At 63.3% G+C, this 25046-nt stretch carries 17 protein-coding genes and 1 pseudogene; 7 read left to right on the forward strand and 11 right to left on the reverse strand.

The window, feature by feature from the left end; all coding sequences use genetic code 11:
- Positions 1 to 127: 127 nt before the first annotated feature.
- The 7 genes and pseudogenes from IPP90_09835 to IPP90_09865 form a co-directional block, all read right to left on the reverse strand.
- A pseudogene (locus IPP90_09835) lies at positions 128 to 1698 on the reverse strand (multicopper oxidase domain-containing protein).
- A gap of 37 nt (positions 1699 to 1735) precedes the next feature.
- Positions 1736 to 2347 carry a hypothetical protein gene (locus tag IPP90_09840; GenBank protein ID MBL0171015.1) on the reverse strand — a complete coding sequence of 204 codons (612 nt, stop codon included), beginning with the start codon at positions 2345 to 2347 and terminating at the stop codon, positions 1736 to 1738.
- Positions 2348 to 2491: 144 nt separating this feature from the next.
- Positions 2492 to 5617, reverse strand: a complete 3126-nt coding sequence (locus IPP90_09845) for a S9 family peptidase (protein MBL0171016.1) — start codon at positions 5615 to 5617, stop codon at positions 2492 to 2494.
- A 102-nt stretch (positions 5618 to 5719) separates the two neighbouring features.
- Complete coding sequence (locus tag IPP90_09850; protein ID MBL0171017.1) at positions 5720 to 6763, reverse strand: YncE family protein; 1044 nt, start codon at positions 6761 to 6763, stop codon at positions 5720 to 5722.
- A 218-nt stretch (positions 6764 to 6981) separates the two neighbouring features.
- Positions 6982 to 7833 (reverse strand): sterol desaturase family protein, encoded by an 852-nt coding sequence (locus IPP90_09855; GenBank protein MBL0171018.1) that lies wholly within the window; start codon positions 7831 to 7833, stop codon positions 6982 to 6984.
- A complete protein-coding gene (locus IPP90_09860; protein ID MBL0171019.1) occupies positions 7830 to 13667 on the reverse strand; it encodes a DUF5107 domain-containing protein in 5838 nt (1945 codons plus the stop codon). Before IPP90_09860 ends, IPP90_09855 begins: the two co-directional genes overlap by 4 nt.
- Before the next feature lie 27 nt (positions 13668 to 13694).
- On the reverse strand, positions 13695 to 14093 hold the full coding sequence (locus IPP90_09865; protein MBL0171020.1) for a hypothetical protein: 399 nt from the start codon (positions 14091 to 14093) through the stop codon (positions 13695 to 13697).
- A 102-nt stretch (positions 14094 to 14195) separates the two neighbouring features.
- Here IPP90_09865 and IPP90_09870 point away from each other — a divergent pair, with 102 nt between their 5' ends.
- Both IPP90_09870 and IPP90_09875 read left to right on the forward strand, forming a co-directional pair.
- Entirely contained in the window at positions 14196 to 14873 is a 678-nt protein-coding gene (locus IPP90_09870) for a hypothetical protein (protein MBL0171021.1), read from the forward strand.
- Positions 14874 to 14995: 122 nt separating this feature from the next.
- On the forward strand, positions 14996 to 15562 hold the full coding sequence (locus IPP90_09875) for a Uma2 family endonuclease (protein ID MBL0171022.1): 567 nt from the start codon (positions 14996 to 14998) through the stop codon (positions 15560 to 15562).
- 8 nt (positions 15563 to 15570) lie between these two features.
- On the opposite strand, the gene IPP90_09880 is transcribed toward IPP90_09875, so the two are convergent.
- Positions 15571 to 16434: a CPBP family intramembrane metalloprotease gene (locus tag IPP90_09880; protein ID MBL0171023.1), complete on the reverse strand. Its 864-nt coding sequence runs from the start codon at positions 16432 to 16434 to the stop codon at positions 15571 to 15573.
- A 254-nt stretch (positions 16435 to 16688) separates the two neighbouring features.
- Positions 16689 to 17990 carry a hypothetical protein gene (locus IPP90_09885; protein MBL0171024.1) on the reverse strand — a complete coding sequence of 434 codons (1302 nt, stop codon included), beginning with the start codon at positions 17988 to 17990 and terminating at the stop codon, positions 16689 to 16691.
- Positions 17991 to 18134: 144 nt separating this feature from the next.
- On the opposite strand from IPP90_09885, the gene IPP90_09890 reads away from it, so the two are divergent.
- Positions 18135 to 19151, forward strand: a complete 1017-nt coding sequence (locus IPP90_09890; protein MBL0171025.1) for a hypothetical protein — start codon at positions 18135 to 18137, stop codon at positions 19149 to 19151.
- Here the strand turns inward: IPP90_09890 and IPP90_09895 are convergent.
- Positions 19144 to 19506 carry a hypothetical protein gene (locus IPP90_09895; GenBank protein MBL0171026.1) on the reverse strand — a complete coding sequence of 121 codons (363 nt, stop codon included), beginning with the start codon at positions 19504 to 19506 and terminating at the stop codon, positions 19144 to 19146. The genes IPP90_09890 and IPP90_09895 overlap by 8 nt on opposite strands.
- Before the next feature lie 97 nt (positions 19507 to 19603).
- On the opposite strand from IPP90_09895, the gene IPP90_09900 reads away from it, so the two are divergent.
- Together IPP90_09900 and IPP90_09905 are read left to right on the forward strand one after the other, a co-directional pair.
- Positions 19604 to 21739 (forward strand): M28 family peptidase, encoded by a 2136-nt coding sequence (locus IPP90_09900; GenBank protein MBL0171027.1) that lies wholly within the window; start codon positions 19604 to 19606, stop codon positions 21737 to 21739.
- Positions 21740 to 21889: 150 nt separating this feature from the next.
- Complete coding sequence (locus tag IPP90_09905; protein MBL0171028.1) at positions 21890 to 22060, forward strand: hypothetical protein; 171 nt, start codon at positions 21890 to 21892, stop codon at positions 22058 to 22060.
- Positions 22061 to 22087: 27 nt separating this feature from the next.
- Here the strand turns inward: IPP90_09905 and IPP90_09910 are convergent, their stop codons facing one another.
- A complete protein-coding gene (locus IPP90_09910) occupies positions 22088 to 22552 on the reverse strand; it encodes a hypothetical protein (protein MBL0171029.1) in 465 nt (154 codons plus the stop codon).
- 316 nt (positions 22553 to 22868) lie between these two features.
- On the opposite strand from IPP90_09910, the gene IPP90_09915 reads away from it, so the two are divergent.
- Positions 22869 to 23588: a hypothetical protein gene (locus tag IPP90_09915; protein MBL0171030.1), complete on the forward strand. Its 720-nt coding sequence runs from the start codon at positions 22869 to 22871 to the stop codon at positions 23586 to 23588.
- Positions 23585 to 24994 carry a hypothetical protein gene (locus IPP90_09920; protein ID MBL0171031.1) on the forward strand — a complete coding sequence of 470 codons (1410 nt, stop codon included), beginning with the start codon at positions 23585 to 23587 and terminating at the stop codon, positions 24992 to 24994. The genes IPP90_09915 and IPP90_09920 overlap by 4 nt, the downstream gene beginning before the upstream one ends.
- The last annotated feature ends 52 nt before the right edge of the window (positions 24995 to 25046 follow it).

Genomic DNA, 25046 nt, shown 5'->3' on the forward strand with positions numbered 1-25046 from the left:
CCTCCAGCACAAGGGATTCGCTCACTTCCATTGGTATATACCGATCAACGCATTGAACGGTATCAGGGAATCGCGGACCATTTGGTAGTGTTTGCCACTGGCCCCCTTGGCATCGACGTTGCGACGCCTACGCAGTCACACGAAAATTTCGCATCATGCCAGCATCTTCGTGTTCCAGGATGTGGCAGTGATACAGGTACAGCCCGGGGTACTTGGTGAACCGCATTTGCAGTCGCACCGTGTCACGGGGCAGCACCAGCACCGTATCCCTCCATCCTTCATCAACCACACCTTCTCGCACGGATCGCGCAGGCGTCACCGCGTCGGTCGGTCGAGACCGGCTCAGCACGCGGAACTGAGTGCCGTGCACATGAAACGGATGCGCCATTTGCTGGCCCATCATGCCGCCGACATTGGCCAGCTCCCAGACGTGCGTGGACCCGGCGCGCACAATCTCTTCCGGGGCCACCTCCATCATCTCGAAGCTCCGTCCGCCCAGTAGCCATTGGCCCGCGCGGAAGTCCAGCGCAATGCGTCGCACAGGCGCCGAGGTCTCGGCAATCCACGCTGGGCCATAAATGGAGAGCCTCGCTGGCAGTCGGAACGTCGAAACCTCTTTTCGCGCCACCTGCACGGTCATCAGCAGTAAGGAGGCGCCGTTGGGTACGGTTGCCCCGCCCATGCCTCCCATGCCTCCCATGCCTCCCATGCCGCCCATGCCGCCCATCATCCCGCCTTCGTCGATGCTCACTTCGCTCGATGGAAACGGGGCGCTGCGCAGCTGCACTGTCTTGCCAACGGCGTGTTTGCTCAGGTCGAGAATCACGTCGGCGCGCTGCGATGGCGCCAGCGTGAGGTACGGCTGCTCCAGCGGCTGCTCCAGCAACCCGCCATCGGCTCCAATAACGGTCATGGGGTGCCGTCGTCCCACGTCAACTTGAAAACGCGCGAACTGGATCCGTTCAGCAGGCGTATTCGGTATGCCCTGGTGGCGAGCGACAACGTTGTTCGCACGCTGCCGTTCATCAGCATGCGATTGCCCAACAGGCCGTGCATGCGGTCCATCATACCACCGCTCAAGTAGGCAAGCTGATTGCCCGCATCAAAGCTTCGGTCCTGCAACACACACACCAGATCTTCCGCGCCACTCGGCAGCGATAGCGCCGATTCCTCGTCATCGGTGACCACCATGACGCCTGCCAATCCCTGGTACACCTGACTGCCGGTCCGTCCGTGCGGATGCGGGTGATACCAATTCGTTCCCGCGCGATTGATCACTTCGAATTCGTAGACATACTCCGCGCCCGGTCCGACTGCGCGGTGAGGATGCCCATCCGCCGCTTCGGGCACATCCATCCCGTGCCAGTGCACGATGCTGGGTTCTGGCAGGTCATTGCGAAAACGAATCCGCACCTTCTGTCCCGTTCGTACTCGGATCACGGGGCCGAGGTATGAATCGGGAATGACCTGCAGCGATGAGGCCGGTCCCTTGAGGACTGTGCCAGTGAAACGCCAGACGCGGGTTCGCGCGCCGGCCAATATCTGCGTCTCCGCAGGAGCCGCCGTGAGGGTCAGATCGACGTCAGGGTCGAACGCCGACGTCATCAGGCGTCGAACGGGGAACGCTGCTGGCAGTCGACTGGTGGCAAAGCCCAGTGCGCCAATTCCGATTCCGAACAGTGCGTCTCGGCGGTTCATGCGGACACTCGTGTAGGGTTGAACGTTTGTGGCGGGATCAGGGCATCCCGTGGGCGTGCGCCCCAGCGCCCTTGGCAATCAGCAGGTGATGCTCCGGGTGATGCGCGCCCTGCGTCATCAGCCCGATGAAGCCCAGTCCGCGAATGCGCGCGATGGTGCCGGCATCAGCAGCGTTGCTGGCCACGACAGTGAGCCGGGTGCCGCCCGGAATCGTGGTGGCCGTTGCGCGCCATCCGCCCATGGCTTCCAGCATTGGTGCGTGCGAGCCCAGCATACGACGAATCGATGCGGCCACCATGGGCTCACCGGTCACGTCCATGATCAATCCGCCAGTCGTGCGCGTCGCGCGAACGCGTGCGCGCATGGTCACGGCGTCCATGTCCACAAGATGCTGGCGAAGCGCCTCGATATCGACTTTGGACCAGTCGGTGGTGCTGTCAGCTTCCAACAGCTTCACGATTTCGGTGATGGCGGCGAATGCCGCTTGTCCGCCTTGTGTCGGCTGCACCGTTGCGTCTGGGTGCTGCATGCCGGGTGTATGCTGCATACCGGGCACGTGTTGCATACCGCCAGGCGGCGCCGCTTGCGCGCCGAGGTGATGGCCGGCAACAATCAGCGTCAACGCGGATAGCGAACGCAAGCAGTGCACGGGATGGCTCCGGAGAGGGAATACCGGAACATAGCGGGGAAGACGGGAGACGGGAGAAGACAGACGGGAGACGTCCAACCGACTGGACGTCTCCCGTCTCCCTTCTCCCGTCTCCCGTCTTCCCCGTTACGTCCCTACCGATCTCTACGGAACGATGACCCGCCCCGCCGCACCCGTGGAGTCCTTCCGACTCGCCAGATGATCCGCCATCTGCAGCCGCGGAATCCCGTTCACCATCCAATCCGGTGCCGGCTTGCCCTTGAGATAGTGATCAAACCACTCGGCCTGCCGCACCGCGTAGTCCTTCTGGTTGACCGGGCGCGCCAGCCCGTGATTCTCGCCCACATACTCCAGGAGGATGACATCCTTGCCCAGCTGCCTGAGCGTGTTGAAGTGCGTGATGCCCTGGTTGAAATCCACCGCGCCGTCCTTGTCGTTGTGCAGCAGGATGAGCGGCGTGGTTTGCTTGTTGGCGTGGAACGCCGGCGAATTCCGGATATACGCGGCGTAATTGTCGATGAAATTGCCCTTGAAGCGCCCCTGGCTGGCTTCGAAGATGGCCTGATTGGTGCCGCCGGAATTCCAGTATACCGAGCTGTACATGCTGACCATGTCGGTGAGTGCGGCGCCGGCGATGGCACTCTTGAAGATGTTGGTCTGCGTGACCAGGAACGCCGTCTGGTAGCCACCCCATGAATGGCCCCACAGTCCCACATTCGCCGCGTCCACGCTCCCCGTGGCGATGGCCGCCTTCACGGCGGGCACCACACACCACAGCGCCGACATGCCCGGATCGTTCAGCTTGTACACGATATCCGGGTCGAGCACGATGTACCCCTTGCTGGTGTACATGCGCGGGCTGGGCGTTTGCGTTTCACTGGGTGCCACGAAGCCGTTCTTGTTCTGCGAACGCTTCTCGTAAATCGTGACCAACATGGGATACTTCTTGGCGGGGTCGAAGTTGGCCGGGAGGTACATCGCCGCCTGCAACTTGTCGCCCTTGTCGCTGGTGTAGTTGATGAGGCGTGTGCCACTCGACCACGCCAGCTCCTTCATCTGCGGATTGGCGTCGGTGAGTTGACGCGCGTTCTTGAAGTCCGGACCCGACACCCAATAGTTCGGGAACTCGGTGAACGTCTGACGCGAGAACGCATACGTCTCGGCGTCGCGCGCCTTGGTGATGCCAAACCGTGCGTCTTCAAACAGGATGGTCTTCGCACCTGGCTGATTGGGATCAACGCGTGACACGCCTTCCTTCTTCGTCCATTCGCCGTACGTGGCAATGAACATGGGCTTGCTGAGATCGACACCGGCCGATGCACCAGGCGCACCGCCGCGACCACCACCACCGCCGCGTCCACCGCGACCGGCGGCTGCCACCGTGGCCTCGTCACCCCAGCTGTAGAACTGGCGATAACGCACCTGCGTGCGCTTGCCGTCGCCGGTGAGGTTCACGGCGCGTGCACTGGACGACACCGGCACTTTCCAGATATCCCAGTTGTCGGAGAGCAATACCGACGAACCGTCCTTGCTCCATCCACGCGCGGGAATTGCCGGCGGCAGGATGTTGTTGTGATCGTCTTCGGTGTTCACGAAGCTGGTAGGCACCGCCTTCGTGATGTTCACACTATCCATGGTGGCCAGGTCCAGCACCCAGTAGTGCCCGTCGGTTCCCCACATCAGCGCCTTCGAACCGTCGGGCGACGCGGCGCCAATACTGGTCGCGCGCTTCTTCCAGATCAACTTGCGCGCACCGGTCTTGAGGTCAACCGAGTAGATGTCGTTGTAGTTGCGACCCGAATAGCTGGCCGCCTGTTCGTACGGCGTGTTGTCCATGCCGTAGGCGAACTTGTCGTTCGCGGTCACGACCACGTTCTTGAGCGACTCGTCGGTCAATCGCACGAACTTGTTGTCGGCAAAACGGAACTCCACGAGGAAGTTGAACGCGCGATCGGCCGCTTCCTGCACCATCTGCTGTGATTGCAGGCGCGAATCTTTCGCGTGCCAGAGAATGAGCGAGGCCACGGAGTCAGCCGCCGTGCCGCTGGCGCCGCGTCCCGCTGCAGTCTGGTTGATCGTGCCGCCAGCGCCCGGCGCGCCCGCTTGCACCAGTGGATTCGCCCCACCGCGTCCACCGGCGTCTGCCACGCGCGCGGCTGGCTTGATCCCTTCGCGAATACCAAAGAACGCCATCGACAGGTCGGCCGAATATCTCGGCGCGCGATCAGAGGCCAGCTTCCATCCTGCCGGGAAATCCGTGCGACCGGCGGGATTGAATGTGAGTGTGCTGGTGGCCCCATTGACTCCGATGCCGCGAAACACGGTCAGCGAGAATGCGGTGTCACGTGTACCGGTGGTGCTGATCTTGCCCTTCATCACGGACAGCGCGCGCGAGCTGTCGGTCCACGCCAGATGCCGATACAGCACGTCTTCGCTGTCCAGCGCCTTCACGGCACCGGTGGTCATGTTGCGCAGCTGCACGGCGTTTCCAATCTGGTCGCTGTTGTCCATCGTGTACGCCAACCACCCGCCATCATCGCTGAAATCGTACTGGCCCACCTTGCCCATGTTCTGACGTTCGCCGGTGGCCATGTTGTACAGCAGCAAATCGGCCGTACCGCCTGACGTGCTGCCCGCCGCGCCGCCGAAATCCGGACCGCCACCCGGCGCACCACCGCGACCACCGCCTCCACCTGGTGCTCCACCTCCGGCCTGCATCACCATCCAGGTGGGCGCATCGGCGTTGAAGCTGAATCGACGAATGCCGTTGAACTCTTTCTTCTCACCCGAGGCGAGGTTCAACAGCACCAGTTTCGACGTGTTGCGAGTCGTGGTGTCGGCAGCCTGTGCACCGCCCTCAATGGGCGCACCACCCGGAGGCGCGCCACGACCACCAGGAGCGCCGCCACGTCCACCGCGACCGTTCGCTGCGGCGACCGCCTTATTGGGTGTGACCAGATAGCCCAGCCACTTGGAGTCGCCCGAGATCTGAATCGATCCACCGGTCTCACCCACCGGAACGCGCGTCTCCGTGGCACCGGCCGCCGTACCACGAATGACGAGCGTCAGGTCGCCTTCGGCCGGACCCACCACATGGGCAAACCACTTGCCGTCGTTTGACAGCACCGTCTGTCGAATGGTGTTCCAGTTCTTGACGTCGGCCGACGTGATGGGTCGACCCGCGGTTTGCGTGGCGTTTTGAGCCGACGCGGTGCTGGCGATCGTGAGGAGCGCGAGCAGGGGAATCGGAGAACGCGTGAGCGAGGGCATGGCGGTCGGGACTTTGGGCGGGATATGGAAAAGGGGCCACACGAATGTCGCCCCCAATCCTGCGCCCTGTACGCTCGTCCCGCTATCCCGTTGGAGCCACGCTCAGTGGCTGATCACGAAGAACCAGGCGCCAATGACGGGCCGCGCTGGGCCGCGCCCTCCTGCCGGTGGTGGTGTGGCGCCGGCCGCCGGTACCGGTGCCGGACCATACTCCAGTGCCACGGCATAGGCCACGTGCTTCACCGGGTCCACGGCCAGCGTCTTGGTGCCCGTCATGGTCGGTACCGTGGCCACGACGGTGTATTTGTCCGGCCCGTCCTGATGCACGACGGTCACGTTGCCGTCGCGACCGGCCGGCAGGTACATCAGCTTCTGAGCGGGATCCCATCCCAGCGCGTCGGTGCCATCGCCATTGGGAATCTTCGCCACGACTTTTCCGGACTTGGCGTCCACCACCACCGACTGCTTGCTGCAACCGGAGAAGATGCGACTGGTGGCCCGGTCGAGGGCGATGCCGGTGGGTCCGTCACATCCGTCCAGCGGCCATGAGGACAACACCTTCATGGTCTTGGATTCGAGGACCTGAATGGTGTTCTTGGATTCATTGTTCACGAACAACTTGCCCTTGCCGTCGCTGGCGGCGCCCTCCGGCGCGTTGTCCTCCAGTTCGGCGGTCCCCACAATGTCACCCGTCTTCGGGTCGATGGACACCGCCGTGCCCGGGCGGCTGTGGTTGGTGAGGATGATCAGGTTGGCCCCATCATCGTACATGATGCCGTCCAGGCCGCCCACCTTGACCGGCGTCTTCTTGATGAACGCCAGCGTCTTGAGATCGAACATGGTGACACTGGAATCGCCACCGTTGGTGGTGAACCCGTGATTGTCCTTCGGGGCGAGCCCCACGCCGTGTACGCGCGGGGTATTCGGAATGTCGCCGATCACCTTGCCCGTGGGTCCGTCAATGACCATCACATGCGAACCACGCGACACGAACACGCGTCCGGTGCCCGACTCGGCCACGATGTAGTCGTGCCCGCCTTCACCGCCGATGTTGTACTTCTCGACCTTGAACGTTTGGGATTGGGCGAGGCTCGCGATGAGGAGCGTGGCAGCGAGGACGGCGGCAGGAGAGAACCGTGCGGTCATGGTGGGCTCGTGGGGGAATGCGGGTTGACGCGTTGGCGCAGCCAGAATTGTATCGAGGCGAAGCTGTCAGTCGCATGACAATAAGAACCCAAAAGACTAACCACGAAGGTCACGAAGGTCGCGAAGAACAACTTCGAAAGAGAAGCTGTACTTCGCGTCCTTGGCGAACTTCGCGGCAAAGCAGTTCGGCCTATGCGATCGACCCCGCCGAGCGCCCCTCAATCAATCGGCACATGCTTCTCGTGCCCCAGCACCGTCTCTGCCCGCTTCGACCGGAACACCGGGAACAACAGCTGCGCATACCACTTCTCCGAACCATGCCGCCGATCGTCCTTCAACCCGTACGCCGGGGGATACTGACGCGTGATGAGCGCCGTCCCGAACAAGACGTCCCACAGGAACAGCAAATTTCCGTAGTTGCCGATGTAATGCCCGATGCCATCATCCTGCGTGAGCGCGTGATGGGCGAAATGCGTGGCCGGCGTGGAGATGGTGCGTTCCAGCACCCACGCCACCGGCTGCAAGACGCGATACCGGTAGAGGAAGCGGTCCCAGCGCACCGCCGAGTGCGCCCCGATGATGACCGTGAGCTTGACGATGCTGTACCCCACGAAGATCCAACCGAATCCCAGATAGAGCAGGGCACCGCTCAACCACAGCCCCGGCATGAGCGCGTAGTAGAACGCGTTGTTGCGATACACGACGCGCACACTCATGTACGCGGCCGAATGGTGGGCGCGATGCAGGGGCCACATGAACGACGTGTGCGACAACCGATGCCACAGATATTGCGTGAGATCGTCGGCCACCAGCAGCATCAGTACCATTTGCCACCACGACCAGTGCGCCCAGGCGTCGCGCGCATTCGGCAGCAGCCACGCGCACAGCGCCTGGGCGGCGGCGAATACGAGTCCCGATACCACGGGGAACATTACGCCAACCGCGAGGTCGAGTCGGTTGTCTTCCGTAGACGCCTCGGGCGCGAAGAACTTCCCGATGAGCACTTCCGCCACCGCAAAAACAGCGAACACAGTGACGACCGACAGGAGTTGTACGGATTGCAGGGTCATGGTTCGATGATCAGCAGGAGTCCCTTCTTTCCGGGCACCGTGATGGGTGCGCCGGGCAACCAGCTTCCCGCATCCTGAAAGTTGGCAATGGCGGGCGCGCGTATCCGTGCGCGCGCCGGGTCGAGGCCCAGTGCCTTCCAGTCGATGGTGAGTTGCACGCTGGTATCAACATCGCGCCACGAACCCAGTGACACCATCGCCGAGCCCGGCTTGATCCACGTGGTAGCGAGAATGTCAGCGTCACTCGTTTTCACCGGGTCGGTGCCCGACCACCACCCTTGCAGGCGACTCTGGGCGATGCCGAAATCATCCCACGCTTTCCACAGGGGCGTTGGGTCGCCGGCCCACGGCAGTCGCGCGGTCATGCCCATCGTCATGCCACGCCACGGATGGCCGCCCTTCTCCAGCATCTCACCCATCAAGCCGAACGGGATCCCCGAGATTTCCACCAACCAGTAGTCCGGACGCGAGTCGTAGTCGAAGTACTCGCCAAACCAGAGCCGGTTGATGAACGGAAAGTGTTCGAGATACAGATTCGCGCTGGACGCGAAACCATCGCGCGGATTGTACTGGTTGGCCGAATGCAAATCGAGCAGGGCGCCGGGATTGCCGCGGTCGAGCGTCTTGCGTACCCGCTTCATCGTGAGGCGATCGAACGCCACGTCGTCCAGATACAGACCGTCGATCTTCTCGTGCTTCACCAGCCAGTCCAATCCTTCGATGTAGAAATTGTGCCAGCGCGAGACACCGCTGTTCACCACGGCCGCGTCCTTGTTCGCCGGTACGTGCCATGCGGCGATGTAGTCGCTGCCCAGATGTTCCTGCAGCCACGAGAACCCGCCGCCAGGCCCGTGCGACAGCACTTCATCACCCAGTGAACGCAACGCGAACATTTCCGGCGAGTGATTGGTGAGCTCGCGCACGGTGTAGTAGATCTTGGCCTTGAGCCCCTGCGCATGCGCCGAGTCGATGTACGAGCGCATCGCGGCCGTCTCGATGAACGGATAGTTGATCCACGGGTTCACGCGGTTGGCGTGATGCACATTCACGGTATTGGCGCCCCGCTGTTTGACGGAGTCCACGGGCACAAATGCGTGGAAGAACCGTGTGGCCCACTGGCCCTTGGTATCCAGCGGTTTGAATGGCGTGATCATGAGCCGGAAATCAAAACGCAACGAGTCGCCGGCCTCAATGACCAGACTTCCACTATAGCACGACGCCAGCACGCGCTCACCCTCGCGCACGATGTCGCAGCCGCCCTTGCCGTTGTTGGCCCACGACGTGGGGGCAATCAGTGGCTTGGACAGATAGAAATTCGTGTTCAACGGGCGGACGTAGTGTTCATCCTTGAGCGTGAACTGCACGCCGGCGTTCACATCGCCCAGCCAGGCGGCGTCCTGGTTCTTCTTCGCGACGTCCCACGTCCAATGGAAGTTCTCGGGACGGAATCCGCCCTTCTGGCCCAGCCCCATCATGTACTTCGCCGCATCGGCCTGCAGTGGAAGTTCAAACTGCACGGTGCTCAGTGAGGTGCGACGGACGGCTTTCACGGCAACCGTGTATTCCGCCGTGCCGTCAAATTCCAGCGTGGCGTGCGACCGCAGTCGCAGGGCGCCGGCGGTCTTGTTCGTTTCCCATGCCACCGCACCAACCGCGCGTTTGGTGACGACCGGAGCCGCACCGCTCCAGGCGATCTCACGATTGGCCGAGTCGCGTACCACCAATCGCATCGGCGCGCTCAGGATCTCGCGAGACGCCGTTCCAATTGCGGTGTTGTTGGGCGAGAAGAACGACCGGATGCTGGTGGGCATCCCGTCGGCGCCAAAGGTGAGCGACCGACCAAGCAGCGACACCGTGTTACCCACCAGGCGCATCGGCGTGTATGGCGCCACGATGCTGTCATCCGCGGCCTTCTGCGAGTTGAGCCAGCGCAGCCGGGTCAGCTCGGCCGGGGAATCGTCACCGTGATTCACCGCCACGGACGCCGAGACGCGAATGGTCACGGGAATCGTGCGATCGGCGCTGCCTCGACTGGACAACGTGATCCGTCCGTCATAATCGCCCGGCACGGCGCGCGTGGGCACGTCCACGCCAAACCACAGCGGTTGCACGCGGCCCGAATCCACGCGCACGGAGCGTACGAACCGGTGCCCGGCCCAGTCGGTGCCTTCCAGATTGAATGCCGTGACTGCGGCGGCGGGAATGGACTGTGTGCCGCCGCGTCGCGTGAACGCACTCGACCGGAAGCGCAGCAAATCGACCGGTGCCCGGTGCGCCCAGACGCCAATTTGAAACGTGTAATACTCGCCGCGCGTGGCCGTGCCGCGGAACGGCTGGAACGCCCCACGTTCAGCCCACACCTGCGGGATGTCTTCCTGCATGCGGATGGAGAGCGAGCGATCTTCGGCGAACGCCAGATAGGGCGCCGCCGGGTTTTGGGCGCGCAGCGCGTCGCGTTCGGCGGCCCCCGCGATGTACTCCATGGGCGTGAAGCGCGAGAACTCGTTGACCGCATCGAAGCCGACCATCGCGGCCGCCGGAAAGGCGCGTGCCGTTGCGGCGCTGGGGGTGCCGCTGAGTCCATGGCGGGCCAGCCACGCCGGGTCGGCGGTTTGCTCCGGTACGCGATAGGTGATCTTCGGGTAGTTCGAGGTGAACGTCCCGGTGTACGGCATGTAGTAGACGTAGTACTCACCGGGCGCGGTTGCCTGAAACGCGATGTCGCCGAACTCGCGGTTGATGTCCAGACGCGTCACGTTGCGGACGCGCTGTTGAGTGGCAGCGGACATCACCACCAGATTGACGACCTCCGGCCTGAGGTCCCGACGTCGCCACGGTATGTGCGCAAACACCACGTCTGCGGCGCTGGCCACGCGCACCACGGCGCGGTGATTGCCAAGCGAGTCGGCCACCCAGGACCCGACGCCGTAGCGAAGTGCATTGGCGCCTGGCTGCGTGGACAGTGCCGTCGTCGCGGGTAGCTGTCCACTGCGCCTGGTGACAACCGCGGACAAGGAATCTTCCAGGCGTTCGTCCAGGTCGGCGTCGTATGGCTTGCCGGCTCCCAGTCGCTCGGGCCACTCGCGCGCGGCGGCGATGTGTGCCCGCGCAACGTCCCACTGCTTCGCGGCAATCGCTTCTGTCGCCAGCGCGAGTTTGGTTTGTCGATACAGCACGTGTCCGTCACGGGCGCCCTCGTAAGGCAGGATCTCCAGCGTACTGAGCAGCTTGTCGGCATCGCGGAACTGACGTGCCGCAACCAAGGCCTTGGTGAGCGTGAGACCCAGGATGTAGTTGGCCGGAAAGCGGGCGTGATATCGGCGCGCGACCGCCGCAGCGGATGCGGCATTGCCGGTCGCGAGCAGGTGGTCGGTAAGGAGCTTGCCGTAGCGCCATTCGGATGAATCGAGCGAGGCGGCGCGTTCGAGATCGCGCTGCGCGTCGGCCGCCTTTCGGCCGGGGAATGATGCGCGTGTAGCATAGAACGGCGCAAAGTCCGGTTGCCCGCCAAGGCCGTTGAGCAGGGTTTCGGTCTCGGGCAGTTGTCCGCCACTCCAGAGCGCCAGCGCCAGATAGTAGCGCGGCTTCCAGTGTGTCGACGCCGCCACGGCCGCGCGCAACGCCGGCACAATCTCCGGGCGAAAGGGAAACACGAGTGCGGCGGACTGCGTGTTGGCACGCTCCACCAGAGCCGCCGCGCCGGGCTGTCCGCTGAGCGTCAGCAAATGCGCGCGCCAGTAAAGCGCTTCCGGATGATCGCCGGCGGCCTCCAGCACTTGCCGGGCCACGAGCGGTTCACCGACGTCAACGTACCAGGCCGCCAGATCCAGTAACACCTGTTCTGGAAGCTCGGCGCGAATGCCAGCGGCGAGCGTGGTGGTGAGTGCCGGATCGCGGTGCGCCATCAGTCGCTCCAGTCGCGCCTGATGACTGAGCGGATCGGCTGCCTCGAGGCGTGCCAACATTTGTTCATGGGTGCGCGCGTCGCCACCCTGGCGCGCCGCGACAAGCGCTACGCCCAGAGCGTCGAGATTGTCGGCGTCGACCGCGAGGGCCTTGTGGGCATACTGGGCGGATGACAGGAAGTCGCCCCGTGCCGAGGCAAGCCGCGCCAGCTCCGTCCAGGCCGCACCGCGATACTCTGGCGACGAAGCGGCGATCTCGAACCCATCTTGCGCGTCGGCCACGTTGCCAAGGCGACGGTTGGCGATGCCGTAGTAGTAGTTGGCGGCACCATCGTAGGTATCGATGCTGAGTGCGGTCCGGGCATCGCGACGCGCGGCGTCGTAGTCCATGTCGCGAATCGCGAGCATCGCGCGGTCGGCCAGGGCCGGTACGTAATGCGGATCGCGCATCAGCGCGCTATCGAGGTACACGCGAGCCTGCGCATACTCGCGTTGGCGCAACCACTCCTTGCCACGGGTATGCAGGCCGTACGCAGACTTCCAGTTGAAGTTTGTCGGCGTGTCCAGTGGCCGGGTCAGCGCGCCGCTGCGCGGATCGAGTTGATAGACCAACAGGTCAGTGCCAAAGGTCACGCGCAGGCTGTCCCGTGCCGCGCCGCTCAGGGCAATCGTGTCCACGAACAGCTGCAGCGTCTGGCGAGAGACGAACCGCGTGTAAAGCCGGCGCGCGCCGTTGAAGACGCGCAGCGTGTCGGCAATGGGCAGCGCAGGCGACAGCGCGACAACCATGCGGTCGCCAAGCGGCGTGACGTTGAGCGCACCCACGCGACTCGCGGCCACGATCCCCTTGGTGTCGGCCACGGGATACCAGTACTCGGTCCACCGGTCGGCCGTATGCGGCGCAAACCCGCGATGCTTGAATGGGGTGAACGTGCTCCCTTCGGCCGATTGATTGAACAGACGTCCGGATTGCACCTCGGAATATTGTCCGTCGGTGTCGGTCAGCAGCTGTTCCCAGATCATCCCCTGCCGGGACAAGCCCCAGATCCAGATCTTCTTGCCGGCCTTCTCGTCGCGCGGCGCATAGCGCACCATGCCGAAGTCCTGGTCGTGCCAGTACGCGCCAAAGAAGTCGGTGGCCTGTCCGAACACGTGGTACGACTTGTAGCCACCGAAGTCGTTGTTGTTGTACCACGAGAGATCGCGGCCCTGACGGTTGATGGGCCACGGTCCATGCTCGCCGGCGTGCCCCAATTGACTGGTGCCGGGATAGATGTACTGCAGGTTGCCCTTCACGGGGATGCCGACGTTCATCCACGAGTAGTACGGTTGCTCCAACGGCGACGCATTGTACCAGAACGACGTGGTGCTGAATGCGGCCTCGTCTCGCGCCAACCGGATCTCCAATCGCCACGGCGTGCGCGTGAGCAAGTCGAGCGCGCCAATGATGCAACTTACGCTGCCATCGGCGTTCGTGCGCATGGCGTAGTCCACCGGCGTGGCCACGTTGGGCGTGTGGCCGATGATCCCGTAGTTGGCTTCGATGCCGCCGCTGGTCCACGGCCCGCGCATGGCGATGTCGCGGAACTTGACGGCTTGATTGAAATAGATGAACGGGCGATTGGTGCGCTTGTCGACGGCGTTCCAGATCTTGCCGCCAATCTGCGGCAGGATCATCACCTTGATGTAGTCGTTCTCGAGCTCCACCACTTTCCATGACTGCGGCGTGGAGGTGGCCGCGAACCCGTCGAATCGGAAATACGGATAGATGCGGCCCACCATGGCAATCGGATTCGGATCGCTGAATGGATACGTGGGGAACGTCCGTTCGTACTCGCGAACGGCGGCAGGTGCCGGCTCCGCGGCCACCGGGGCGGCGCCGAAAACAAGCGCAATGAGAAGACCGTTCAGAGCGAAGCGCGTGCGCATGGCGGGTAGGACGGAAGAGAGTGATCCCTAGCCATTGATGGGCCACAACTTGTCAGCGGCAAAACACACCATGAGGCCTGCCGCGTAGGACAACAGATCATACCAGTCAAAGCGACCAGGGAACATCCCGTGTGGCCAGTAGTACTGGGAGACTTCCGTCGCCGCGCTGGCCGCGAAGAGCGTGAGCGCGGCAATTTCGGGAGTGCGGCCAATGGTGCGCTGGATCAGCGTTGTTCGGCCTGTGGTGGAGTGCAGCCCTCGGGATGCCACGTACAGCCAGGCCGGGACGAACACGTCGGCAGCATGGTTCGTCCAGAATCCGCCACGCACCTGCCGCATGTTCAGAGCAGCCGTGCCGAGAATGACGGCAAAGAAGAGATAGTACGCGAGTCGCCAGATGGTGGTGCGCGTCATGCGTTCAATCATCTATACTTCGGCCGGAGGTTCGCAAGGACCGAATCGCAATCCAGATTGCCGTATTCGACGCCTTGCCCGCTGAACGTCCTGCTGCACCAGAGTGAGGAACATGTGAATCACGCGGGTCGAACGATCGTGCTGGGGAGTATGTTGCTCTGGGCCACCCGCATTCATGCGCAAAGTCTTGGCGTGGCGGAACGCGCAGCCATTGACTCCGGTCGTCAGGTGGTCAAGGCCGAAACGGTGTCGGGGTCAAGCTGGCCGCGCGTGACCGTCTACCAGTTCATTTCAGGTAGCCCCGAAGAGGCGATGGCCGTCTTTGCGGACTATGACCGTCATCGCACCTTCCTGCCCAACGTCAAGCAGTCGCGCATCAGTCGCGTGGTGGACTCGGCTACCACGGAAGTGGACTACGTGATTGGCGTTCCCGTCGTCTCGGACGAGTCGTATACGGTGCGCAATCATCTGACGAGCACGGTCGAAGCGGGCCAGCGCACCTATCGCGTCGCATGGACGCTGGTGCGCGCAAGCTCAACCAAGGCCGCTGATGGTGAGGCGCGCTTTGAGCCGTATCGCGACGGGACGTTGCTCACCTATCGCAACCTGGTGGTGCCCGGCTCCGCCCTGGCCGGCATGGGTTTCATTCGGGGCCGCGCGCAGCGGGAAGTCGAGGCCACGGCGCGGGCCATCGCCAGTCGTGTCAGCAAGGAACGAACGAACGAGCGGTCGTTGCTCGATCAGCAGGTGCAGCGGCTGCGCGCGCGCATCGGCAACTCAGGCGGCACGTAGGCACGGCACATGCGTGGCGGCGAATTCGCCGCTGGTGCGCGAATTGGGTGACGATGTGCCAACCTGGTGCGGCTATTCTGTGCGATGCGTACTTGCCATCTCCCCGCCGAGTGGAATAACCTATGGGTATGCCAGCGACCATCAACGATTGGACCGTCGAGATGCTCGACGCGCTGCCGGACGACGGGCAGCGCTACGAGATCATTGACGGAGAGTTGTTTGTGACGCCCGGGCCGGGCGAAGGGCATCAGGACATCGTTGGCGAATTGTACGGCTTGCTGCGCGACTACCTGATGGGCAGCGGCATTGGCAAGGCCATGGTCTCGCCGTCGGATGTGCGGCGCGGCGACCGCCGCCGGAATCGGGTGCAGCCCGACGTCTTTGTGGTGCGCAAGCACGACGGAATACGTCCGGCGTACCCGTACGAGTTGCACGAACTGCTGCTTGCGGTGGAGGTCGTGTCGCCCAGCAATCCGCTGCTCGACTATCAGGTCAAACGCGACCTCTACCTGCGTGAGGGCGTGGGGGAGTACTGGATCTTCAATCCCGACGCACGCAACGTCTCACGGTGGCGCGGCCGCGACGATCCCGGCGATGTGCTCAGCAAGGAAGTCACGTGGCAACCGGAGGGGATGTCGGAGCCGTTTGTTATCGAGCTGCCCGGCTTCTTTCGGGCGGCGTTTTCCTGATACGCGCATCAGGACGCTGCGCGTTCGACCTCCGCCCGTCGCCGCCAGAAGTACATCGCCACGAATATCGCCACCAGCGGCAGCATGAAGCCGAACTCGTCAATCACCCACTTCGTGCGACCGGTATCTGTCGTGAGTGGCGTGAAAATCGACTGGATCCACAGATTGTGCGCCGCGTGAAGGAAGGCGCCCGTCCACAGGCTGCCTGATTTGAGCCGCATCCAGGCGAACACGAAACTGATGGCCACCACCAGCACCAGAAAACACGACAGGCCGTACCATGCTGGTGTGCCGTTGTTGTAGTCGGCAAACAGCAGGAGCGGGAAGTGCCAAACGGCCCAGATGAGGCCACTGATGAACGCGGTGCCCGTGAAGGACGTGACCTTCGCCAGTTCCGGCACCAGAAATCCGCGCCAGCCGATTTCCTCACCCAGTGCCGTCGCCGTGGATGTCACCATGCCGACGGTGCCGCGCAGCAACACATAGCAGGCGAGCGTGAGTCCCGCCGGCATGGTGCCCCAGCCGGCGACTTTCGCGATCTGATCGAGCACCGCATGGTTGGGAAATCCGCCCAGCCCGCTCAGCCACACGAGAACATACGCCGCGGTGGCGTACGCGACCGGAATGACGTAGCTCGCGACCTGAAAGCCGGGTTTCCACGTCCAGCCCAACGAACGCGCAGATCGGCCCATTCGTCGGCAAGTCAGCAGTGCCGCGATACCCGGGCACCACATCAGCCCTTGTACGTACGCGCCGTTGGCCGCCCCAATCTGGCCGGCGTGAATGATCAGCGCGTAGAAAATGGAACTGAGGCCGAAGACGAGGACCAGATACGTTCCGATTGCTCGGCGATTATCAGCGGTGGATGTCATGCGGAGAGATTGCGGTATGGCGTGGCCGTACGCAACCAAGAAGCGTTGGACGCACTACCCTGGGGTGTTGTCGCAGAAGTTGTCTGAGACTTTGGCCGGGGTGCGTTGACTGCCGTCCGCCGAGGGGGTTGGAGCGGTGAGGGGCCGGAGGAGTAAGCAACGCTTCCGTTGCCCACCCCTCCGGCCCTTCACCGCTCAAGTCTCAGCAAATCGCGCCCAATCACACGGATGCGCGGCCCTCGGTCGCTGGCGCCCTACATGCGCATCGTGAAGCCCCGCCCGCCGCCGCCGCCAAACCGCGGATTCACCACGTTGTTGAACAGCGAACCGAACGTATAACTCAATCCCACGCTGCCGAAATAGTTGTACCCCGAGCGAATCTGCCGAAGCCGAATCAGGATGTCCGCGTCGTCAAGCTCGCCACGCGGGATGTTGAGCTGGTCGCGCAACACCTCGTACGAACCGAACACATTGAACTCGAGACCACGCACAATACGCCAGCTGACACCGCCGTTGATGCTCAGTCGGCGCTTGTCGAGATCGTCCAGGAACTGATTGCCGCCCAGTCCAAGGTTCAGAGATCCCCACTTCTGCCGCGCCTCGGCGGCGATGATGAGTTCATGCGCCGGACGCGTCTCACGCAGTTTGCCGAAGATCGTCGTGGAGTCGTACTGGAAGGACCGCACGCCTACGCCATACCGTACAACGAGTTGGCGACGGGTGGCCTCTTTGTACGGGAACAGGTCGAATTCGATGGCGGGCATCGCCTGCACCGACAGTCGGTAGTTCTCGTACTTGGATGAATTGACGTTGCCGGTGATCCCGGTTGACCATCGGTCATTGATGGATTTCACGGCCTCGCCGGACGCACCGTACGAGTGCTGATAATTGGCGATGGAGCCGCTGCTCAGCTTGTAACTGTTTTCCGAGTAGTTGATGTACGTATTGAGATTGAGCTTCCACGCCTCGGTGACACGGCGCGCTGACAAATTGCCGAATACATTGGCGCTCTTGTAGTTCGCATCACCGTTGGCAAACGTGTTCGCGCTGACGGAATACACCCACAGGTTCCACCGGTCAGCGGCACCGCGTGCGCCCGCCGGCGGTGCATCCGACTTGCTCGAGCTCAAGGTCAATTGCAGCCGATCGGCTACCGGCGTGGATCTGGCAAATCGCAGGAGGCCGAAGGCCAGTGTGCGCGACAGTGCCCGTCGATTCTCGTCGTCCGTGTTCCCCTGGCGCGTGGTATACCCCAGGGAATCGCGCACGCCGGCAAAGGTGCCCTGACCATCGAAGTTGATGGAAAACTGCGATCCGCCGCTTCCCGTGCGCTGCGAGGCCACGAGGACGAACACGTTGGCCGCCGTGCGATCGCGGACAAAGTTGACCCAGGTGATCTCGGTGCGAAAGAAATCGTCGTCGCAGCCGCTGGATTGGCAATCGAGAAAGACCCGAATCAGTTCTACCCTGGCGGTGTCAGCAGGCGGCGCGCCCTGCGCGACCAGCGGCGCGTTCCAGAGGAACGCCGAGAGGAATGCGGCACGCAGCAATTTCATGAGTCGTCGCGGGGGGGGAGGGGAGCGACATTCAGGCGGGGAATTTCAAACTCACCGTAAGACACCCATGACGGGGGAAAAGTTGCCCGGTTTCAGCACCTCCGGGATAGCGGTTCCCGAACGCGTATGCGACCTTGCGCCTCCATGCCCATCCTGCGAAGCGCCGAACACGACGAAAACCTCAGTGCGGTAGTAATCTCACGTCGGTCCCTCATGTATACCGCTGGTGCGGATGCACGCGCGGATCGGCCCGCGCACATTCGAGCCGCGTCCAGTCTGGCTTGGGTAAACGGCCAGATTGCCCTGATCCAGGACGATGCCAACTTCGTGGCGCTTATCGACGCGCACGGTGGCGATGCTCAGGCCATCGTGCTGCCGCGCGGCGACGGCGGGAAACGCCAATTCGACGACCTCCGTGGCAACAAGAAGTTCAAGCTCGATTTGGAAGCGTGTGTGGCGATTGCCGGTGAAGGCGGCCCGACGTTGCTGGCGTTCGGCTCGGGATCGAAGCGACGTCGGCGACACGTGGTGGCGGTGGATCTGTGGGAGGCGGAGGCACCCAGAGTCGCAGTGCATGACGCGTCGAGCTTCTACGAGCGGCTGGAACTGGAGACGGCGTTTGCCGGCAGCGACATGAACATCGAAGGCGCCTTGGTGGTCGCGGACGCCGTGCGCTTCTTCGGGCGAGGGAACGGCAAATCACGCGACGGGTTGCACGCGCTCAACGCTACGTGTGACGTACCACTGCGATCGCTGCTGGTCTACCTTCGCGATGCCGAGCGGGCCGTGCCGCCGGCGCCCGACAACATCACCCAATACGCCCTGGGTGACCTCGCGGGTACGCCTTTGGGATTCACCGACGCGACCATCCTTGGTGATGCGGTGTTGTATTCCGCGACGGCCGAGCAATCCGATGATGCATCGACGGACGGACCGGTCACCGGTTCGGTGTTGGGCGTCATTGAACGCGATGGCCGCGTGCGCTGCACGACAATCACCGACCAATCGGGCCGGCCGTTCTGCGAGAAAGTGGAGGGCGTTCTCCGGTCGCAGACGTCGACGCAGTCCGTCTATGTCGTTGTCGACGCCGATGATCCCACGCGACCGTCGGAGCTGTGCGAGATCGCGCTGCGTGGACGATGGGCCAGCGGGTTCAGCTGATCCAGGTGCCGAGCGTCAGGCCGAGCAGGGAAAACAGGAGCGATACCAAGGCGACGAGCCCCATTCCGCTCGCCGCCATGTGCACGATGCGCATGCCGAGTCGCACGCGCGCGGACGACGTCCAGTCGTCCGCCGCCAGATATCGCTCGGAAAACGCCCACAGGCCGTACAGGGCGAAGCACAGACCGGCGCTCACGAGCGCCATCCAACCCTTGGGGCGCAGCCAGAGGGCGGCCGCCGTGACCACCGTGCCGCCCGCCAGATCGAGCAGGAGACGTCTCGGCGCCGTCGCCAACGCCCGCGAGTGAAGCAACTCGGAGAGACGGGCGTTCGAATCCATTGTTGTCGGGCCCATGGTACCTCCACACAGTGGTGTTCCCGGTCATCCCACCATAGCATCAAGTTGTAGGCGGCATCCTCGGCACGCCATCCCCACCTCCCTCCATTGTCGCATGACATCGCTCACGCTCCGTCACCTGATTGCCGCCGTTGCCCTGTGCTCGACACCCGTGCTGCTGGGGGCGCAGGAGGCCGAAGACCGCACTTTGCTCAACTGGAGGCAGATGCGGGCCATCATCGACGAAGCGTCGGGCGAGCGGGCCATGCATCATCTGCTGGAGTTGGTGCCGTACCAGCGCGTGCGTCCACTCAGCGAGTATCGCGCCGATGGACATTTCCGCGAGAGCGAGGTCATGGCGCGGTTTGCCCGCGAATACGGCTACTCAACGGTCGAAGTCGAGTCGTTCCCCTCGGGCGGTCAGCTCTATCAGCCCACCAAAGGGCAGTTATGGATGGTCGAACCCAAGCCGCGCAAACTGTTTGATATCTATGACACCCCGGTGGCGCTGGCCGGCAACTCCGCCAATGGCGACATCACCGCTGATGTGGTTGATGTCGGCAATGGCGGTCGCGCCGAAGACTACGCCGGGAAAGACGTGAAAGGGAAAATCGTGCTCGGCTCCGCCGGCGCGGCGGCACTGCAGCGACTCGGCGTGTTTGAACGCGGCGCGGTGGGGATCATGACCTACAGTCTCATGCGCGCCGACGACCAGCCGGATGAGTTCATCTCATCGAGTATCGGAGCCGCGGGCCCCAATGGAACGCCGGCGGGATTCGGCTGGTCGATCTCGGCCCGCGTGGCGCGCGAGATGCAGAACACGCTGGCCGCCGGGCGAGCGGTGAAGCTGCGGTCCATCGTGCAGGCGCAGACGTTTCCCGGACGGCAGGAAGTCATTCACGCCACAATTCAGGGCGACGGCAGTACCCAGCAGGACATCGTCGTGTCGGCGCATGTGTACGAAGGCCTCATCAAACAGGGCGCCAATGACGACAACTCCGGCGCCGCGATGACGCTGGAGATGGGTCGCGCGTACATCGACCTGGTGAAGCAGGGCCTGCTGCCCAGGCCCAAACGCACCATCCACTTTCTCTGGGTGCAGGAAATCAGCGGCACCAACGCGTGGCTCAACGCGCACAAGGATCTTGAAAAGCGCATCATTGCCGATCTGAACTACGACATGGAAGGGCTGCGACTCACGGCCAGTGGCGCCACCTGGCTGTTGATGCGCACGCCCGACAGCTATCCGTCGTTCCTCAACGATGTGGCGCAGAACTTCCTGGAGTATGTGGCCGAAATCAGTCGTGAACGCGTGCGGTATCGCGCCAATGGTTACGCGCCGGTCGATCCCGTGGTGTCGGCCAATGGCAGCCGGGACGCGTTCTACATCAAGGTCGACAAGTACTATGGCGCGAGTGATCATGCGACCTACATGCAGCACGGCATCCCGGCCGTCATCTTCAACACCTGGCCGGACTACTGGTACCACTCCAGCCAGGACACGCCCGACAAGCTCGATCCTACCATGTTCAAGCGCGCGGCGGTCGTGAGCATCGGCGCGATGACCGTGCTGGCGGCGGCCGACGATCCGATGGCGCTTCGCGTGGCCGCTGACGCGCTCGGTCGCGGTGCCGAGCGCATGGCGGCGAATCAGCGCAAGGCCCTCGGCTATCTCGGAGACGTGACGTCGGCGCCGCAGTTGACGCAAGCGTACAAAGACGCCAGGGCGACGGTGCGTCATCAGTCCAATATCGAGAAGGCGGTGGTGAAGTCCAGCGGGGTGTTGTTCGCGAATCCGGACAGTGGAGCGAAGCGACTGGCGGTGTATGAACCGCTTGTCGAAGCACGTACTGCCGCACTGTTGGCCGAGGTGACGGCGACGTTTCGCCTCGCGGCCGCGACGTGGAGGGTATCGGCGACCGAGCCGGTGCAAAGCGATCTGGAAAAGCAGGCGGCGCGCCTGACCGTCGAGCGGATCGCGCCGGCTGCCGGCGCGCCAGGCGGTGGCGGTGGTGGTGGTGGCGGGTTCGGCGGTCCACAGAATGCCGACGTCGCGGCCGCGCAACGCAAGATTCCCCAGCACATGTCGGGCGAACTGAATGCGCTGCTCAACCGGAAGATGACGGCGCTCGAGATCCGTGATTTTCTCACGGGAGAATTCGAGCCGCTGTCGTTGGACGACTTGATGTCCTACTTGCGAGCGATGGAGAAGGCGGGCACGCTCAAGCTCACGGAACGCGCGGTCAAGTAGTCAATGCGGCCACCATCGGCCCTGATCGGTTTCATCGCTGGCTGGGCTCGCCACGATCGGTTGAGCCCGTGACCACGCCGTAGCTGTCACCCCGTGCATTGGGTAGCTTCAACGGACGCAGTGTGGGTCAAATTCCTTACGGAGTCTCAAATGTCATTCGGACTGTACCTTCTTGGCGCCCTCATCTCTATCGGCGGCGTGGCGTGGGCGCTGCTTACCATGCATGTGCCCCAGCTCTACGTGGGTATCGGGTGCGTGATCCTGGTTGGTGCCGGAATCTTCACCGGTGTCACGCGGACTCGCACCAAAGACCCGTCCTGAGCGAATTGCGGTCGGTGAAGCCTCTGCTCAGCGACTCGCCGCGGTGGGACTGACGAGCAGTTGCGCATTGCCCGGCCACCACCGGGGTCGAGAATACAGAGGCGGGTCGGGCGTTACCGGATTCGGAGGCGCATGCGCGAGATACTCCACCGTCTCTCGCTGAAACGCGCGCTCGTCGGCGACGCAATACCATTCGCCCAGCGCCGCGCCAACCAAGACCGCGATCACATAGACAGCGGCCAGGCGCAGGACGACTGGTGCGAGCACGCTGGTGGTGCTGACCGGTTGTCGGCGCACGTGAGTGACATACGCCACGACCACCGCGACCACCACGAACACCAGGTACAGCACTCCGGTCAGCAACGCCGTGAAGCTGGCGTTGCCCGGAACACGATGCCACTGGAATCCGGGACCGTTGCCGGCCCGGTTCACCACATGCAGATACCACGCAACGACCAGCGTGACGGGCAAGGCGAATGCCGGAGTTTTCATCGTGAGCGGCCTCTGCGTGGTGCGTGCATGGGGCGTGGTTCGCCTAGTCAACCACCCCAAACGGATACCCACAAGGGCGGAAAAAACTGGACTCCGGCCAGGGTGCGCGGTCCGACCGTCACCCACGCTTGCGGGTTGCCCACTTGTGCCCGTAATTGGACCAGCAAATCCCCCCCCGTTGGCTGGAGGTTTCGTGCACTACCGGCATGTCGTGGTTCGGGCACTGTTCGTGCTCTGCGCCGTACTGTCCCCCCAAAGCGCCAGGGCGCAACGCTCGCTGGCGCCGACAAGTCCCAGCGGCCAAAGTGTCACGCCGGTGTTCGAGGGTTGGTACCGGAATAGCGATGGCACGTACAGCCTGTCGTTCGGCTACTACAACCGGAATGCGATGGAGCAGCTGAATGTGCCCATCGGCGACGAGAACTTCGTCTCGCCCGGTCCGGCCAATCAAGGGCAGCCATCCGCGTTTTCGCCGCGACGGCACTGGGGCGTGTTCGCCGTGGTCGTGCCGGCCGACTTCGGCCAGAAAACGGTGGTGTGGACCTTGAAGGACCGCGGACAGACGTTTGCCATCCCGGGGAGTCTCAATCCGGATTGGCAGATCGATGCCCTGGAAGGGGAGGCTAGCGCCGACAACACACCGCCCGGGCTGAGTTTTGCCGCGGGTGGTCCCGAGGGCCGCGGGCCGCTGGGGATCACCGTCGGGCCGCTCACCATCGCCGTCGGCAAGCCGCTCAACGTGACCGTGACCGTCAAGGACGACGCGAAGACCGGTGCGACTGGGGCCAATGGCGTACGGGTTGGCACGCCAGTGGACCTGACCTGGTTCAAGCATCAGGGCCCAGGCGACGTGTCGTTCAGTTCGCCCACGAATCGGCTGACGCCGACCGGTGGCACCGGCACCACCACCGCGACATTCAGTCGCGCCGGTGACTATCTGGTGCGCGTGCGCGCCAACGATTCCGCCGTGGCCAGCGCCGGACACTCGCAATGCTGCTGGTCGAACGGCTTCATCAAGGTGACGGTGACTCCATGATCGCTCACACGACGAGGATGCTGATGAACAAACCCGTGTCGCAACTGATGGTGACTCGTAGCCGCGACCTCGCCGCGGGTGCGCTGCTGCTGTCGCTCAGCGCGGTGCCGCTGGTCGCGCAGAATCCGCTCGCGTCTGCCTCAAGCACTCCCATGGCGCCCAGCTATAGCAAGGATGTCGCGCCGATTCTGCAGCAGAAGTGTCAGGAGTGTCATCAGCCCGGCTCCATCGCGCCGATGTCGCTGCTGACCTACGACGACGCGAAGAAGTATGCGCGGCGCATCCGCACCAAGGTGTCGGAACGGCTGATGCCGCCCTGGCACATCGATCGCACGATTGGCATTCAGCAGTTCAAGAACGATCGGAGTCTCAGTGATGCGCAGGTGGCCACCATCGTGAACTGGGTCGATGCGGGCACGCCGTTGGGCGATCCAAAGGACATGCCACCGGCCGTGAAATTTCCCGATCCGAACCGTTGGCAGCTGGCCGAGAAGCTGGGCGCACCCGATCTCGTGATCCGGTCGAAACCGTATACCTTGGCACCACGCACGCAGGACAAGTGGTACCGTCCCGTCGTGGAGACCGGCGTCACGGAACCGCGCTGGGTGAGGGCTATCGAGGTGAAGCCGGTGCGCGCGAACGATCGCAAGATTGTGCACCACGTGCTGGCCTATCTGCTGCAGCCGGAAGACGGCGTGACGGGCCTGGCCAGCAGCGCGCATGATCATCAGTCCAATGCGGGTCTGTTCATGGAGTGGGCCGTTGGCAAGACGGGACAGATCTTTCCGGAGGACGCCGGCAAGTTGATGCTGCCAGGCTCCCAGATTCGTTGGGAAGTGCACATGCATGCCATCGGCGAGGAGATCAAGGACAGCCAGGTGGAGATGGCCGTGTATTTCTATCCCAAAGGCTTCGTCCCGCAACATCGGACGGTACTGCGGATGTTCGACTTGTCGCGCGGATCGGATCTGGATATCCCGCCCAACGAGAAGACGATTACGCAAAACTTCTATGTGCTGCCGGCGCCCGCGCGGTTGGAAAACTTCCAGCCGCATATGCACATGCGCGGCAAGGCCATGTCGCTGGAGGCCATCTATCCGGACGGTCGCAAGGAAGTGTTGAGTGCCGTCAGCAATTTCCAGTGGAACTGGCACATCAACTATGTCTACGCCACCGAGGTGGCGCCGCTGTTACCGAAGGGCACCATGCTGGCGTTCACGGCGTGGCACGACAACACCGCAGCCAACCCCAACAATCCGGATCCCGCACAGTGGGTGGGCTGGGGTGACCGTACCGTCGACGAGATGGCGCACAACTGGATCGACGTGACGTATCTGGAGCAAGCCGAATTCGACAAGATGGTGGCCGACCGCAAGGCCAAGGCGACCCGTAGGCCCGTGCCGTAACTCGATCCCCACCAGCATACCTCCCCCGTGACCTTCCGTACGCGTTCATCCT

This window comes from Gemmatimonadaceae bacterium, assembly GCA_016720905.1.
Taxonomy (GTDB): domain Bacteria; phylum Gemmatimonadota; class Gemmatimonadetes; order Gemmatimonadales; family Gemmatimonadaceae; genus Gemmatimonas.